General features: G+C 36.9%; 9 protein-coding genes and 1 tRNA gene. 3 read left to right on the forward strand and 7 right to left on the reverse strand.

Features of this window, described 5'->3' with window-relative positions; translation table 11 throughout:
* Nucleotides 1-13: 13 nt before the first annotated feature.
* The 6 genes from ABXT71_RS02745 to ABXT71_RS02770 all read right to left on the reverse strand — a co-directional run bounded on the left by ABXT71_RS02745 (nucleotide 14) and on the right by ABXT71_RS02770 (nucleotide 12,162).
* Entirely contained in the window at nucleotides 14-2,335 is a 2,322-nt protein-coding gene (locus ABXT71_RS02745) for a T9SS type A sorting domain-containing protein (protein WP_415372296.1), read from the reverse strand.
* Between the two features lie 22 nt (nucleotides 2,336-2,357).
* On the reverse strand, nucleotides 2,358-3,224 hold the full coding sequence (locus ABXT71_RS02750; RefSeq protein ID WP_415372298.1) for a hypothetical protein: 867 nt from the start codon (nucleotides 3,222-3,224) through the stop codon (nucleotides 2,358-2,360).
* A gap of 58 nt (nucleotides 3,225-3,282) precedes the next feature.
* Nucleotides 3,283-9,156: a beta strand repeat-containing protein gene (locus ABXT71_RS02755; RefSeq protein WP_415372300.1), complete on the reverse strand. Its 5,874-nt coding sequence runs from the start codon at nucleotides 9,154-9,156 to the stop codon at nucleotides 3,283-3,285.
* A 921-nt stretch (nucleotides 9,157-10,077) separates the two neighbouring features.
* Nucleotides 10,078-10,162, reverse strand: a tRNA-Ser gene (locus ABXT71_RS02760).
* A gap of 199 nt (nucleotides 10,163-10,361) precedes the next feature.
* Entirely contained in the window at nucleotides 10,362-11,396 is a 1,035-nt protein-coding gene (locus ABXT71_RS02765) for an asparaginase (RefSeq protein WP_415373054.1), read from the reverse strand.
* Between the two features lies 1 nt (nucleotide 11,397).
* Nucleotides 11,398-12,162, reverse strand: a complete 765-nt coding sequence (locus ABXT71_RS02770; protein WP_415372302.1) for a TatD family hydrolase — start codon at nucleotides 12,160-12,162, stop codon at nucleotides 11,398-11,400.
* A gap of 48 nt (nucleotides 12,163-12,210) precedes the next feature.
* Here ABXT71_RS02770 and ABXT71_RS02775 point away from each other — a divergent pair, with 48 nt between their 5' ends.
* The 3 genes from ABXT71_RS02775 (at nucleotide 12,211) to ABXT71_RS02785 (ending at nucleotide 15,351) form a co-directional block, all read left to right on the forward strand.
* Nucleotides 12,211-12,645, forward strand: coding sequence for an aspartyl protease family protein (locus ABXT71_RS02775; RefSeq protein WP_415372304.1), 435 nt, complete (start codon nucleotides 12,211-12,213; stop codon nucleotides 12,643-12,645).
* 67 nt (nucleotides 12,646-12,712) lie between these two features.
* Nucleotides 12,713-14,722 (forward strand): ATP-binding protein, encoded by a 2,010-nt coding sequence (locus ABXT71_RS02780; RefSeq protein ID WP_415372306.1) that lies wholly within the window; start codon nucleotides 12,713-12,715, stop codon nucleotides 14,720-14,722.
* Nucleotides 14,719-15,351: a response regulator gene (locus ABXT71_RS02785; protein WP_415372308.1), complete on the forward strand. Its 633-nt coding sequence runs from the start codon at nucleotides 14,719-14,721 to the stop codon at nucleotides 15,349-15,351. The genes ABXT71_RS02780 and ABXT71_RS02785 overlap by 4 nt, the downstream gene beginning before the upstream one ends.
* Before the next feature lie 220 nt (nucleotides 15,352-15,571).
* Here ABXT71_RS02785 and odhB read toward each other — a convergent pair whose 3' ends face one another.
* Nucleotides 15,572-16,831, reverse strand: a complete 1,260-nt coding sequence (odhB, locus tag ABXT71_RS02790) for a 2-oxoglutarate dehydrogenase complex dihydrolipoyllysine-residue succinyltransferase (RefSeq protein WP_415372310.1) — start codon at nucleotides 16,829-16,831, stop codon at nucleotides 15,572-15,574.
* Nucleotides 16,832-16,950: the final 119 nt, after the last annotated feature.

Consider the following 16,950-nt stretch of genomic DNA (forward strand, 5'->3'; position numbering starts at 1 on the left):
CGTTTTATACGTGTTATTCTCTTATAAATTTAATTTCTGCCGCTCCCAATTCTGTCTGTATTTTTGCAAAATAAACAGCAGACCTTAGTAAAGAAACATCAATACTTGTATTTGTATCAACTATATCATTAAGATCCATTACTGTTCTACCTCTTAAATCTACAATACTAACAGACTTAATCATACTATCTGGAGACGATATGTTCAAGAATCTAGACGTTGGATTAGGATATATAGATACATTTGATAAGGCCGATGCACCAGTACCTAATACTCTGTGCTGGAACCTTAATAAAAATCTATTTTCGTACGTACCTTCTGTAGCCGTAAACCTATAGTCTTCTATATTCAAATTAGTTACAACTCCGGTTTCATTATCTACTAGATATACATACGCTTGTTCCCAAGCTGCACCATCAAAGTCTGACAAAGAGATACTGTAGTCCAGTTCTTCTTCAATAACGGTACTGAAACCTAACTGTACGGTTGCACCTATTGAAAATTCTTCTCTACCTTGTATCGTATACGCCGTGCTGTAATCCTCATCAATATAAGAATATAAAGACACTGCATTTTCTATTACTTGACTATCATATTTGGCATCCACACCTTCTGTTGCAGTACTTGTAAAACCAACTAATGCATTAGAGGCTTCCCCATAACTAAGGTCCTGTACACGCAACCACAATCGGTCTTTCTGTACTTCACTCGTTCTTATGGTAGTGTTACCACTTGTTAAACGCATACTGTTATTAAAAGTTGCAGTTCCTGCAGCTGATGCAAAAACACCAAATCCTTGTGCTGTTGAAATAACACCATTAGGAGTAGTTCCCGCACCCGAAGCTGCCTGAACACCACCCATACCGTTATAAGCAGAAACATCTCTCATCGAGAAGTTTCTATCACCTGGTCCTTCGGTAAGTGGAGAAGACGTTGCTCCATGTTCCCAAAAATAAACTGCGTCAATTTCTGTGTTAGCCGCCATAAATACATTTGCATCTATTGCAGAAGCATACGGATTTGATAACATATTAGGGCTTCCTTCTGGAGTACCGTCATATGTTAACGTTCTAGCATACACTCCATTGTTAAGCGTTCCTTCCTCATAGACATAATCAAATTGTCCACCTGGCGCTGTGTACCCTGTCTGCGGAAATACTAAGTATCCCTCACCAGCATTTAACACACCCGTTTTAGGACTCCAAGCATCAAAATCTGCACTTTGAAAATTATAAGTAGCACCCACTTCTACAGGCGAAAATGGCTCAAAAAGTGCAGAGTCAAACGCTTGCACATTAAATGCTGCTGACCACACATTTTCTCTTGCTTCTTGACTCATAGGAGAGCCTAGCATCACAAAATCTCTTGTTTCTACAAGAGCCGTTCTAACATCTACATTAATGGTTCCTACTGTGTTCGTCACTGTGGCATCATCATTTACTTGTACAAAGTTTGCCGTATGTTCGATAACAAACACTCCTTCATTGATTACATTGTTTTGTACTACAACGCTCCCTAGTGCACTTATAAATAAACTTCCGTTTGCGGTAATTGTAAGCTCACAAACATCTAGGTCTAATTGATTAGCAGTAATATAAATACCGTCTATAATCGCTCTCTTTGTCGTACTTGGAAGCCCATTGCTCCATACAGTACCATCCCAAAGAGTATCACCACCTACACATACCTCTACAGGTATTACAGCGCCGGTACAATCTACCCCTTCGTAATCTAAAATATCAACTCCTGGAAAACTAGTACAATCTGCTTGAGTAAAAGGGCCTCCGCCTTCTGAAACATCCGGACCACAAGCCGAAGCTAACTGATCATCAAATCCTGGACCTGATACGTTAAAACAAATTTCTGGTAACACCGCGGTGTTCAACATTTCTATTTTTAAATGACCCAGTACACGCGTTACACCTGTTACGTTGTCTAACGCAATGGTACTTGACGCAAATGACTGCAACCACACAAGGGCTACGGTATCCATGTCATTTGAGTTAATTACCTGTGTCCCATAAAAGGGCGCTGGAAAAGCATCAGCTGCTTGTGCAAGAATAGAACCAGTAGGGTATTCAAAATCTACTTGCACATCATTAATGCCCGAACCAAAAGCGGCTTCACTATAGTCAATATAAATAAGCCCACTTCCTAATTTAAAATCTGGAGAGGTCGCCATTTTAGTGGCAAGTATATCTACTTCATAGAAATCGAGCATTCCATCTGTGGTAATCTCTGCATTGTCAAAAGTGAGCACCAGATTTTCATTCTGTGCATTCATGTTGACGACTGCTATTAATAGCAGCGCCATTATTATTAGTCTATTTTTCATGTTTTTCATATTAATTTGGGTGTTAAAATTGTATAGCACGACCTAAATTAGGGTTTGTATATAAGTTGATGTCAACAAACTGTACTTGACCATTCAAATCTGCATCTTCATTCTTATATCCCGAAGTTCCAAGTTCATCCGCTATCGCATCCCTATCATTAAACTGTATTTGACCATTTGCTACCGCATCTCCAGACACCATGGCAAAAGCACCGCCTACATCGCTTAGCGCGTTTACTCCTCCAAAAACCTCTAAAGGGTCTGCAGTTAAGTCTAGAATACTCACATCTCGCGTGATTGTCACAGGTGTTGCTGTTAAGATGGCTAAGTGATTTCTGTGTAATACTCTCACAAAATAATCATCTATATCAATATCAAACTTTAAACTTGATGTTCCATCTGCGCCTACCACATCTCCATCTACCTGTAAAAAGGCAGAGGTCGAAGCTAGCTCAATAGAACGATCATTCTTATCCATAAGACTAATGTAAATCCAGTCTACAATGGCATTACTCCCAGTTGTGTTAAACACCTCTGGTATTGTTTGTTTTCCATCAGGAAAAGGGCTTGTTACAGGTATAAGACCTTGTTGTCTTAAATCATCTCCCATCGTAACGGCACCACCGGCAGACATTGCAGGTCCTTCTAGAAAGACAAGTGGTGATAGTTTAAGATATAACCTTCGTGTTTGATGAAAACCTTGTTGTAATACGACGTCTCCATTGGAGATGTCTGATACCGCAAGCTCACCAACTGTAAAGTCTAAGCTTACTGCTCCATTACTTATCGTCTCTCCGGCACTCGCCACCACCTCTCGCTCGATACTCTGAGCAAAAAGACCCGTGGTGCACAGTAGCAACCCAAGACTTATGTTTTTTATGTTTTTCATACTTATTGTATTAGTAGTTAAAATACCCCCTCTAAAACGAGGGGGTATTATTTATGTGTTAATTACCGATAACTTGCATAGAAAACGCTCCCTGTGCAATAGCAGGAGCGGAGCCGTCCACGTCATAAATGACAAATTCAACACTTGTACTAGATATGTTTATAATAGTTACAGTTCGTGCTGTAAAAAAACTTGCTACATAAGGCATTACTGTTACTGAAGGAGTGTTATTAAAATTAGCCGAAGGATAGTTAACCGAAATAGTACCACTTATATTGTATACTACGGAGTCAAAACTTGACAAGTCAATAGCACCCATTTGATCATGAGTACCTCTCAGTAATTTTAAGCCTCCAAGCGCTGCTGTGTTAACATTGATATCAAGACCGTTAGATGTAATATCAGATACGTTCGTAGCTATATCAGATACGTTAGTAGCGATATCAGAATCGTTAGATGTAATATTAGTTACGTTCGTAGCAATATCAGATACGTTCGTAGCGATATCAGAATCGTTAGATGTAATATTAGTTACGTTCGTAGCAATATCAGATACGTTAGTAGCGATATCAGAGTCGTTAGATGTAATATTAGTTACGTTCGTAGCGATATCAGATACGTTCGTAGCGATATCAGAATCGTTAGATGTAATATTAGTTACGTTAGTAGCGATATCAGATGCGTTCGTAGCGATATCAGAATCGTTAGATGTAATATTAGTTACGTTAGTAGCAATATCAGAATCGTTAGATGTAATATTAGTTACGTTAGTAGCAATATCAGAATCGTTAGATGTAATATTAGTTACGTTAGTAGCAATATCAGAATCGTTAGATGTAATATTAGTTACGTTAGTAGCAATATCAGAATCGTTAGATGTAATATTAGTTACGTTCGTAGCAATATCAGAATCGTTAGTAGCGATATCAGAATCGTTAGATGTAATATTAGTTACGTTAGTAGCGATATCAGAATCGTTAGATGTAATATTAGTTACGTTCGTAGCAATATCAGAATCGTTAGATGTAATATTAGTTACGTTAGTAGCGATATCAGAATCGTTAGATGTAATTTGCGCTTGTAATGCATCATTAGCAGCAATCAATTCAGCATCAGTAGCTAACTCCGTAGTATTAGCATTCTGTGCTGTAGTAATTTCAGATATATTTAAATCTACATTAAATACTTGACCATTACCAATTCTAGAAGTTGTCACAGCATCACCTGCAATTTTATCCGTTTGTACAGCACCGGCTTGTATTTCTCCAGGTCCTACTGCAAAAGAAGCAATTTCATCTTGACCAACTGACTCCGGTGCTAAATCATAATTAGTAATTGATTCATCTTTAATTGTTCCATTCAATCCACCTACTACAGAATCATCATTCATCATAGGTTCATCTACTTTATCATTACCTATCGTTGAAACACCAGCAGCAATTGTTACATCACCAGTTATTGACTCAATAGTATTAAGTACAGAACCAGGAACAGCAGAATTACCATTTAAGATTGTAATATCAGATACGTTAGTAGCGATATCAGAATCGTTAGATGTAATATCAGATACGTTAGTAGCGATATCAGAATCGTTAGATGTAATATCAGATACGTTCATAGCGATATCAGAATCGTTAGATGTAATATCAGATACGTTAGTAGCGATATCAGAATCGTTAGATGTAATATCAGATACGTTAGTAGCGATATCAGAGTCGTTAGATGTAATATTAGTTACGTTAGTAGCGATATCAGATGCGTTCGTAGCGATATCAGAATCGTTAGATGTAATATTAGTTACGTTCGTAGCGATATCAGAATCGTTAGATGTAATATTAGTTACGTTCGTAGCGATATCAGAATCGTTAGATGTAATATTAGTTACGTTAGTAGCAATATCAGAATCGTTAGATGTAATATCAGATACGTTAGTAGCAATATCAGAATCGTTAGATGCAATATTACTTGCGTTAGTAGCGATATCAGAATCGTTAGATGTAATATCAGATACGTTAGTAGCGATATCAGAATCGTTAGATGTAATATCAGATACGTTAGTAGCGATATCAGAATCGTTAGATGTAATATTAGTTACGTTAGTAGCGATATCAGATGCGTTCGTAGCGATATCAGAATCGTTAGATGTAATATTAGTTACGTTCGTAGCAATATCAGAATCGTTAGATGTAATATTAGTTACGTTAGTAGCGATATCAGAATCGTTAGATGTAATATCAGATACGTTCGTAGCGATATCAGAATCGTTAGATGTAATATCAGATACGTTAGTAGCGATATCAGAATCGTTAGATGTAATATCAGATACGTTAGTAGCGATATCAGAATCGTTAGATGTAATATCAGATACGTTAGTAGCGATATCAGAATCGTTAGATGTAATATTAGTTACGTTCGTAGCAATATCAGAATCGTTAGATGTAATATTAGTTACGTTAGTAGCAATATCAGAATCGTTAGATGTAATATTAGTTACGTTAGTAGCGATATCAGATGCGTTCGTAGCGATATCAGAATCGTTAGATGTAATATCAGATACGTTAGTAGCGATATCAGAATCGTTAGATGTAATATTAGTTACGTTAGTAGCAATATCAGAATCGTTAGATGTAATATCAGATACGTTAGTAGCGATATCAGAATCGTTAGATGCAATATTACTTGCGTTAGTAGCGATATCAGAATCGTTAGATGTAATATCAGATACGTTAGTAGCAATATCAGAATCGTTAGATGTAATATTAGTTACGTTAGTAGCGATATCAGAATCGTTAGATGTAATATTAGTTACGTTAGTAGCGATATCAGAATCGTTAGATGCAATATTACTTGCGTTAGTAGCGATATCAGAATCGTTAGATGTAATATTACTTGCGTTCGTAGCGATATCAGAATCGTTAGATGTAATATCAGATACGTTAGTAGCGATATCAGAATCGTTAGATGTAATATTAGTTACGTTAGTAGCGATATCAGATGCGTTCGTAGCGATATCAGAATCGTTAGATGTAATATTAGTTACGTTAGTAGCAATATCAGAATCGTTAGATGTAATATTAGTTACGTTAGTAGCAATATCAGAATCGTTAGATGTAATATTAGTTACGTTAGTAGCAATATCAGAATCGTTAGATGTAATATTAGTTACGTTAGTAGCAATATCAGAATCGTTAGATGTAATATTAGTTACGTTCGTAGCAATATCAGAATCGTTAGTAGCGATATCAGAGTCGTTAGATGTAATATTAGTTACGTTAGTAGCGATATCAGAATCGTTAGATGTAATATCAGATACGTTAGTAGCGATATCAGAATCGTTAGATGTAATGTTAGTTACGTTCGTAGCGATATCAGAATCATTAGATGTAATTTGCGTTTGTAATGCATTACTAGCATTAATCAATTCACTATCTGTAGCAAGTTGATCTGTTGTTATACTTTGGGCTGCCGTAATTTCAAACGTATTTAAGTCTTCATTAAAAACCTGTTGGTTTGCAATGATAGAAGTGTTAACCGCTCCAGAAGCAATTTTTGGAGTAGTCACAGCACCATCTTGCAATTCACCTACACCTACAGATTCATCTCTAATTTCATCTTGCCCTACAGAATTTGTTCCTAAATCTTGATCTGTTAAACTGTTGTTGATTACCTCATCAGAACCAACAGATCCTGTACCTAGGTCATCCACTGTTAAGCTATTATCAAGTACTTCCATTGATCCAACAACACTTGGTTGAATATCTGAAGTTCCCATATTATCAACATTAACATCGCCATTGATTCCATCAATTGCTGTAGTTACCTCACTATCTGTAGCTAAACCTAATACATCTACTGCCGCTCCATCACCAGTTGTGATTGTCGCTCCAGTATCTGCACCATTCACAGCAACAGTTGTTACTGCATTATCTTCTACAGCATCTAATTCAACTTGTGTTGCAGTAGCAAATGATAAATCATTTTCCTCAACGCTTGCGTCTTGGATTACACTAACACCAACAGCATCAACATTAACATCGCCAGCAATTCCATCAATTGCAGTAGTTACTTGATCATCTGTAGCGAACATTCCATCTAATTCAATAGATTGCGTACCACCAGCATCTGTAATTTCTACAGCAGTACCATTAAGGCTACTCCCTGTGTTCAATTCATTTGCTGAATCCTTATCTCCGTCAAGGGCAGCACTATCAGAAACTGCAGTAGCAACTTGTGCATCTGTAGCAAACATAGTATCTAACTCAATAGATTGCGTACTACCAGCATCTGTAATTTCTACAGCAGTACCATTAAGGCTACTCCCTGTGTTCAATTCATTTGCTGAATCCTTATCTCCGTCAAGGGCAGCACTATCAGAAACTGCAGTAGCAACTTGTGCATCTGTAGCAAACATAGTATCTAACTCAATAGATTGCGTACTACCAGCATCTGTAATTTCTACAGCAGTACCATTAAGGCTACTCCCTGTGTTTAGTTCGTTACCAGCATCATTATCAAGGTCAAGGGCAGCACTATCAGAAACTGCAGTAGCAACTTGTGCATCTGTAGCGAACATTCCATCTAATTCAATAGATTGCGTACTACCAGCATCTGTAATTTCTACAGCAGTACCATTAAGGCTACTCCCTGTGTTCAATTCATTTGCTGAATCCTTATCTCCGTCAAGGGCAGCACTATCAGAAACTGCAGTAGCTACCTCAGTATCTGTAGCAAACGTAACACCTAAGTCGACAGACTTAATTCCACCTGCATCTTCAACCCCTAAAACAGTACCAAATAATAAAACTCTATCGTTAATTTCATTTGCTGAATCCTTATCTCCATCAAGGGCAGCACTATCAGAAACTGCAGTAGCAACTTGTGCATCTGTAGCGAACATTCCATCTAATTCAATAGATTGCGTACCACCAGCATCTGTAATTTCTACAGCAGTGCCATTAAGGACACTCCCTGTGTTTAGTTCGTTCGTATCGCTTTGATCTGCATCTGCAGCATCACTTGTTTCTAAAACATCGATACGACCACTTAAAACACCATCTGCGTTGTTACTATCATCTTCATTGGCATCAACATCAGCTTGTACTGCCATTATAGCAGCATTCCCATCAATAACAACACCGTCTATACGTAAATCTAAAACAGCATCACCATCTTGAGACTCTGCATCTGTAGCAAACGTTCCATCTAATTCAATAGATTGTGTACTACCAGCATCTGTAATTTCTACAGCAGTACCATTAAGGACACTTCCTGTGTTTAGCTCGTTCGTGTCTGACGTATCACCATCTGCAGCGACAGAATTTTCTAAAGCAAAAACTCTAGTATCTAACGCAGCGTTTCCAGATACACCATCTGTTGTTCTTGCCTCTACTAAATTCAACCTAAAATCCAATTGTTGATTTTCTAAGGTAAGCAGTCTCGCTTCTTGGTTAGCATCACTATTACTTAAAGAAGTAATGTTATTGGTATTGTTTACCACCGTAGCAGCAAGTTGGATTACATCTGTACCTCCTACTTGATCTAAAAATTGTAAAGAAGTCATGGCAACAGGTACGACTCTTAATTGAGAAGTTCCCACTACAGCATACGCTGCACCACCAGATTCATCTAAAGAGATCTCAAGGAAATAAGTTTCATCACCCCAATCTAAATTAGATAAATCACCAGAAATGTTTGCCCCATCTCCTATTGCTAGGTTGAAGACTCCATTTTCATTTGTTGCAACTGTAAAGGTTTCGGCAAATGCCTCTGCACCTGTACTAGTACCAGAAAGTATTCTTACTTGAATTCCCAAGTTACTTTCTGTAATTAAATCGCCAGCAACGTCTCGTGCTGCAGCCTGATAGTTGAACGTTTGTGCAGCCATTGTAAAGCCAGCAAAAATAAACGCTACTAATAGTAGAATTTTTCTCATGTCAAAAGTTATTTAGTTATGGTTAAAAGTTTATAATTATCGCAAAATGTAATTCGTCATAATAACCCACAGTATCAAATTTTTGATACCACGCTCTAATGCTCAGATTATCCTTTACAAAGCTGACTCAAATAAGTTAATAAAAAAAAAGATAAACCATCGTCTTCTTAATTTTTACGATTCACCTCACCGTTCATCGTATAAAACAAGGTTAATAAACCTTTTATCCTTTTATTTAGTACTTAATCGTGTTTTATTTTTTTTAATTCTATTTTATTTAACTAATATTTAACATAATAAGGCTCTAAATTGCCTCAATTTTGTTCGGAACTGGTGCTTTAAGCTTAATATTTTATCTTGATATTCAGTGATAAAGAGTACATATAGGCTACTTATTAGCCTAAAATTGATTAATTTTTATTGAACATCGCCACATCATATTCGATGAAGAATTTCTACATTATTACGTCGTTGTCTTTGCTAGACACGTCAAAAAATATTGGAAATTCACCTTAAAGATTCTAGACAATAACGCTCATATTTGTTTAAAATTTATATCTTTTATACGGAGAGGTTTTAAAAGTAAAAAGCAAGAATAAAGTTTACTCGACGGCATCACTAGCAGGTCTCGCAACCGCTTCTATGTTGCGCTGCATATGCTTATCTTTTATTTAAAAAGCTTAGATTGGGTATTTAGATGTATTGAGTAGCGTGTAACGGGGTGCTTTTATAACCTAGACTATTTTATATAAAGAGCCGTAAACGATGCCCCCTGGTTTTATCCATTGATCATAGAAACCACACCCTCGCTAAGGAAGCCCCTCTAATACATGCTATAACGCTTACAATAGTATGTTTTTTTGACATAATTTAAAAAAATAAAGCCACTTGCATAAAAATGCAAGTGGCTTGTAATCTACGCAGAAAGGAAGGGATTCGAACCCTCGATACGTTGCCGTATACACGCTTTCCAGGCGTGCGCCTTAAGCCGCTCGGCCACCTTTCTATTTTGTTAGTCGCTCCTACATTATATTAAGGAAGCTGTAAAGTTTGCCTAAATTTTTAATCAGCTGCAAAGAACGTGAATTTTTAATCTAGAAGTGCTAGTACAGAAACAAAAAAGCAATCTATATTCATCGCTCAAGATATTTCGCTATTTAGAAAAACCCAATTACCAAGTCCCTAAGTATTCTATTCTCAGATTACTATGCATCCATCTCCCCTCTTAGCGGTAATTCAAAGAGGGTCTTAAAGTTTGTTTTACTTTCATTCCTTCCCAACAGATACATCAGTTTTGCGATTGCCGCCTCTGTTGTTATATCCTTGCCGCTTATGACACCCATTTTTTTTAAGGCAACACTTGTTTCATAATGACCCATCGCGACACTACCTCCAGAACATTGCGTGACATTTACAACGGGTATGCCTTGGTCTATCAACTTTTGCAAAGCCTCAATAAACCAATCTTCTGTAGTGAGATTTCCACTACCATAGGTTTCTAGAATCACTCCTCTAGTTCCTTCTAAGCTAAATAAATGCCTAATTGTTTTCTCTGTGATCCCAGGAAACATTTTAATTAATAAAATATTATCTTCTAGATCCAGGTGAACGACAAGTTCATTTTCGGTTTTTGGTAAAAGCAGAGCAGAATAATTTACCTCCAGATGCACGCCACTTATCGCTAACGCCGGATAGTTTAATGAGGCAAATGCCTCAAAATGTTCTGCGTTAATTTTTGTTGTCCTGTTAGCGCGATACAACTTGTATTCAAAATACAATCCAACTTCCTTAATCACTGGCGCACCATTATCTTGCAAACTTGCAAGCTGGATCGAGGTGATTAAATTTTCTTTAGCATCTGTTCGTAAATCTCCTATAGGTAATTGAGAACCTGTAAAAATAACTGGCTTGCATAGGTTTTCTAACATAAAACTAAGTGCAGAAGCGGTATAAGACATCGTATCGCTCCCATGCAAGATCACAAAACCGTCATATGTACTGTACTTCTCTTTTATCGTAAGAGCCAACTCTGCCCAGTACGTTGGTTTCATATTTGAGCTATCAATAGGCATTGCAAAACTATGTGTCGAAATCTCACAATCCAACAAGTGTAATTCAGGGATGTGTTTTAATAAATCCTTAAAATTGAAGCTCCGCAATGAACCCGTTTTAAAATCTTTGATCATCCCGATGGTACCACCGGTATAAATGAGTACTATTTTTGGGTCGCCTTTTGCCATATTATATTGAGAATATATTTTTAGAATTTTCTGTTGTAATACGTGCCACTTCTTTTTCTGAAATGCCATACACCTCTGACACCTTTTTATTGATAAGCGCAAGATAACTACTTTCGTTTCGCTTTCCGCGGAAAGGCACAGGACTCAAATAAGGTGCGTCTGTTTCTAGCACAATATGGTTGATATCTATCTGGCTTAAAAACTGATCTATCTTACCATTTTTGAAGGTCACTACGCCCCCAATACCTAATTTCATATGATAACCAATAGCTTGTTTTGCTTGCTCAATTGTCCCCGTAAAGCAATGAAAAACACCAAAGAGATCTGCTCCTTTTTCACTTTCTAGCACCTCAAACACTTCATCAAAAGCATCCCTGCAATGTATTACTATGGGTAGCTTGTGTTTTTTAGCCAGTCTTATTTGGTGTTTGAATGCCGCTTGCTGTATGCCAAGCGTACTTTTGTCCCAATACAGATCTATGCCTATTTCTCCTACTGCGATAAATGAACGTTCTTCAAACTGCTTATCTACAAAAGCCAGTTCTTCCTTATAGGAGTCTTTTACAGAAGTAGGATGCAATCCCATCATAAGATGCACATTATCTGGATACTGTTTTTCTAAACGATACATTGCCTCTGCATAGCCGCTATCTATGGCAGGGATAAAAAATCGTGAAACTCCAGCATCTAGTGCGCGTTGCATCATAGCATCGCGATCTTCATCAAATGCATCACTATATAAGTGCGTATGTGTATCTGTCAACATAGCCGCAAAGCTAGTGATTTTGTTTCCTATCTTTGCTAAAAATGACCTATGGAGTTAAGAGCATTGATGGCATCGCAAAATTTTAAGAGGATCCCATTAAAAAAGCTTGCTACGGGACATTATAAAATCTCTGCAGTAATTAATAAGGTCCCTGGAGACTTTATTATTGACACAGGTGCCTCGAGTACCTGTGTTGCCTTTGCATCATCCACTTACTTTAATATTTCTCATGAAGTAAGTCTTGTGAAGGCAGCAGGTGCTGGTGCTTCTGGTATGGACACACACATCTCAAAAAATAATACGCTTCTTATTAGGGACCGTAATTTTAAGAATTTCACCCTTATTATTTTTGATCTTACACACGTTAATAATGCGCTGATGGAGGTTCAAGAACCCCCCATTCACGGAATCTTTGGAGCAGACCTTTTAAAAAAATGTAGAGCAGTTATTGACTATGGAAGAAACTGTATGTACATTAAATAAAAGGCTGCTAAGTAGTCTGCTCGATATATTTTAACTAATTTTAGTTTTCTAGCCAGATCGATTTTCTATGTTTCGCACTTTTTTATCCTCACTATTATTCTTAAGTCTCTTTTGTCAATCTACGGCTCAAGATATTGAATTCTATAAAAATCTCGCCGAAACGGAACAAGACACTACCCTAAAGATGGCAGCTCTTGATTCTGTAATTTATATGAGCTTTAGAAAGGATAATGAACTCTTTGTTTCTAAAAGTCTTGAATATATAGTACTCGCGAAAGAACAAAATGACCTGAAGAGCGCAGCAAAAAAAGCAATAAACCTTCAAAGTGTGCTTACCTACGCGATGAACGATTCGCGCAAAGCCATCACAGTAATTGATGGTGTCTTATCCCATAAGTACAAAATAGACGATAGCTTTTTAATAGGCACTTTATACTTTAGACGCGGAAGAGCAAATTACCCCATTGACTTAGACGCAGCCATAAAGAACTACTCTCAGTCCATCCTTAATTATAGCAAGACAGACTATAACTACAAGGGCAATTCTCACATCTATAGAGGGCATGCGTATTCTGACCAAGGGAAATTTATCTTAGCCAGCGAAGATTACCAAATGGCCTATACCCTATTCGAAAAATTAAAAGATTATGAACTTATGTTGTATGCGCAGCAAGGCAACATTACTATGTATAGTATTCACGGCTTTTTTGACAAAGCAAAAGTAGAACGTGATAGGTATCTTAAAAAAGCTCAAGAATTAGATCTTGATTATAATTACTCCCTTACCTACTATAATCAAGCCATCGATTATGAAAAACAAGGGCGGTATGATGACGAATTTGACTACCTATTAAAAGCAGAGGCAGAACTTGACAAAAATAATTCTAAGCAAGTTTTTGTTGGGGTACACAGTAAGCTTGCAGAATATTTTTCTAGAGAGGGGAATTTTGACGAAGCAGAAAATCATTTAAAAATGGTAGAAGATGACCTCAACGTTCTTCTAAATAAAAACCCCGCAAATCAACTTATATATGAAGGCGCAAAGGCGACCTATTTCCATAAACTTGAGAAAGATAATAGTGCTTTAAAACACGCTACAACCCGTTATAACATTGCCAAAAACTCAGGGCACCAAGAAGATAAAAGAGACAGTTATTTACAACTAGCAGAAATACACGAAAGCTTAGGGAATTACAAGAATGCGATGACATTTCAGAAAGCATACGTGAGCAGTAAAGACTCTATTTTTAATCAAAATAATGCTTTTACATTAGCGTATTATCAAACACTTTATGAAACAGAGAAAAAAGAAAAGGCGCTTGTAGAACGAAACAATGATGTCTTGTTGCTGGAAAATGAGAACTCCTCGTTTAAGAGACAGATGATTTTTATCGCGCTATTTACGATCGGGTTTTTTGTAGTAATCCTATTGTTTAGAAACCAAAAGTATCTGAAAAATAACAAAATACTTCAGGAGCGTTTTAGTCAAAAGTTAATCGTGAGTCAAGAAAATGAACGAATCCGTATTTCTAATGATTTACACGACGGCATAGGACAACAATTGCTCCTTATAAAAAATAAACTCGTAAGGTCTAATGACGATAATGTAAAGTTAATGGTAGAAAACGCCATAGATGAGATTCGCACTATTTCTAGAGACTTGCATCCTTTTCAATTGCAAGAACTTGGCATAACAAAGGCTATTGAATATGCGCTAGTGAATATTGACGAGAATACAAATCTGTTTATTTCTTCTGAAATAGATAATATAGATAATATATTTAGCCCTGAACATGAGGTAAATATTTACAGAATAGTTCAAGAATCTTTGACTAATGTGATAAAACATGCCGAAGCAGAAGCTATAAAAGTTTCAATAATGAAATTAAACAAACTGATTATAATCACCATCAAAGATAACGGCATAGGGTTCGATTTTCAGGAAAAATTTAAAAACCTCAAATCCCTTGGCCTTAAAACATTACTGGAGCGGACTAAGTTTTTAGATGGTCAAATGAAGGTGCAATCTTCGATAAACCACAGTACCTTGTTAGAATATCAATTCCCCATAAAATGAATAAACAAACCATCATTACTGCAGACGATCATCCCCTCCTCCTTAAAGGTCTCAACGATTTGTTATTTGAGAAGAATTATAATATAATAGGTAGTGCTCATAATGGACAAGAGGCATACAATTTAATCATTGATAAAAAACCTAATATCGCTATCTTAGACATTCAAATGCCCTTTATGTCTGGCATTGAAATTGCAAGAAAATGCCGCATACATGCCCCAGAAACCAAAGTTATCTTTATCACGCTCTACAAAGAAAAGGAGCTCTACGATCAAGCCCAACATCTTAATATTAATGGGTATATTTTAAAAGAGTTTGCCCTAGAAGAAATTGAAACCTGCTTAGAACAAGTAGCCAAGGGTGAACATTATTACAGTCCAAAACTTCAAGAATTACTAGGTGTCACATCAGGTGAAGACACGATTCTAGATGTACTGACACCTTCTGAAAGAAAAATACTTCGTTTAATTGCCTCAGACAAGACCAATAAAGAAATAGCCTCTTTGTTATTTATATCTTACAGAACGGTAGAAAAGCACAGATCAAATATGATCGTCAAGTTGCAACTGAAACCAAAGACGAATTCATTATTAATCTGGGCAAAAGAACACCATCAAAAATTACGATAAAATACGTATTTATACGTAGTGGCATTCCTCTAGAGTTCTTGATATTTGCAATCGATTATGGAACAAAACCAAAAAAAAATTAAAGGCATAAAAAAGCGCATACTAATCATCGGATTAGCTACAATAATCACTACCGTTATTGCACTCAATATTATTGAATTTTGTATTGCATAAAAAAAGGCATCGATTTCTCGACACCTTTTTTTATTTACTTTTCAATTTAAAGTTCTAATGTCTTTTTTACATCACCACCCATTAGTAAATCTATTGGGCTTTCTAGCGCTTCTTTTACCGCTACTAAAAAACCAACAGATTCTTTACCGTCTATGATACGGTGATCATAACTCAAGGCTACAAACATAATAGGTGCGATGACAATTGCTCCATCTTTTACAATAGGTCGTTCTACAATATTGTGCATTCCAAGAATTCCAGATTGTGGTGGGTTTATTATTGGTGTGGATAACATACTTCCAAAAACACCTCCGTTAGAAATTGTAAATGTTCCACCCGTCATTTCATCTACAGTAATCTGTCCATCTCTTGCTCTTATTGCAAGACGTTTCACCTCAGCTTCTACACCTCTAAAACTTAAGTTCTCCACATTTCTCATCACAGGTACCATAAGCCCTTTAGGACCTGACACAGCAATAGAAATATCTTTATAGTCAAAGGTCAACATCTCTTTACCATCAATCATACTATTTACAGAAGGATACATCTCTAATGCTCTCACTACCGCCAATGTAAAGAATGACATAAAGCCAAGTCCAACACCGTGCTTTTCTTTGAAGATTTCTTTATATTGTTTTCTAAGCTCAAAAATAGGACCCATATCTACTTCGTTAAAAGTAGTAAGCATAGCCGTTGTGTTTTTTGCTTCCACTAAACGCTCTGCTACTTTTCTACGTAACATAGAAAGCTTAGTCCTATAAGAACCTCTGTCTCCTGTTCCTGGCGACCCCATAGAAGGCGTTGCATTTTCTGCATCGTGTTTTGTGATGCGACCGTCACGACCACTTCCTGAAACACTTTGTGCATCAACTCCTTTCTCATCAAGAATCTTTTTTGCTGCTGGTGATGGCGTACCTGAAGCATAGGTCTTCGTAGCTATAGAAGCTGCCTTCTCTTCTGTGTTCTCTGCTTTTGCTTGTCTTTCAGACACTTCAGGTGCTGCATTTTTCTCTCCTTTTTCTTCGCCTACTTTCTCAAAAGTCTCTATAGACTCTTTTCCTGCTGGCGCCTTAGCATCTGTATCAATTAGACAAACCACGGCTCCTACAGCTACAGCGTCACCCTCTTCAGCCTTAAAGGTAATAATACCACTTGCCTCTGCTGGCAATTCTAGTGTAGCTTTGTCACTGTCTACCTCTGCAATTGCTTGGTCTTTTTCCACATAATCACCATCTTCCACAAGCCATTGTGCAATTTCTACTTCGGTAATAGATTCTCCCGGTGAGGGAACTTTCATTTCTAACATACGATTGTTATTACGTTTCCACAATGTGGAACTCTATTAACTATTCTTATTTTTTTTTAGCTTTTGTCAAGCCTATAAAATTTCCGAAGCACTAATTTTACTGCGGAAATACTATTTAT

Source organism: Patiriisocius sp. Uisw_047, from assembly GCF_047730165.1.
Lineage (GTDB): Bacteria > Bacteroidota > Bacteroidia > Flavobacteriales > Flavobacteriaceae > Patiriisocius.

Bases quoted from the DNA above. Each gene is read 5' to 3' on its own strand.
- ABXT71_RS02775 (WP_415372304.1), top strand. From the start codon at position 12,211: ATGGAGTTAAGAGCATTGATGGCATCGCAAAATTTTAAGAGGATCCCA.
- ABXT71_RS02780 (WP_415372306.1), top strand. From the start codon at position 12,713: ATGTTTCGCACTTTTTTATCCTCACTATTATTCTTAAGTCTCTTTTGT.
- odhB (WP_415372310.1), bottom strand. From the start codon at position 16,831: ATGTTAGAAATGAAAGTTCCCTCACCGGGAGAATCTATTACCGAAGTA.
- ABXT71_RS02745 (WP_415372296.1), bottom strand. From the start codon at position 2,335: ATGAAAAATAGACTAATAATAATGGCGCTGCTATTAATAGCAGTCGTC.
- ABXT71_RS02785 (WP_415372308.1), top strand. From the start codon at position 14,719: ATGAATAAACAAACCATCATTACTGCAGACGATCATCCCCTCCTCCTT.
- ABXT71_RS02765 (WP_415373054.1), bottom strand. From the start codon at position 11,396: ATGGCAAAAGGCGACCCAAAAATAGTACTCATTTATACCGGTGGTACC.
- ABXT71_RS02750 (WP_415372298.1), bottom strand. From the start codon at position 3,224: ATGAAAAACATAAAAAACATAAGTCTTGGGTTGCTACTGTGCACCACG.
- ABXT71_RS02770 (WP_415372302.1), bottom strand. From the start codon at position 12,162: ATGTTGACAGATACACATACGCACTTATATAGTGATGCATTTGATGAA.
- ABXT71_RS02755 (WP_415372300.1), bottom strand. From the start codon at position 9,156: ATGAGAAAAATTCTACTATTAGTAGCGTTTATTTTTGCTGGCTTTACA.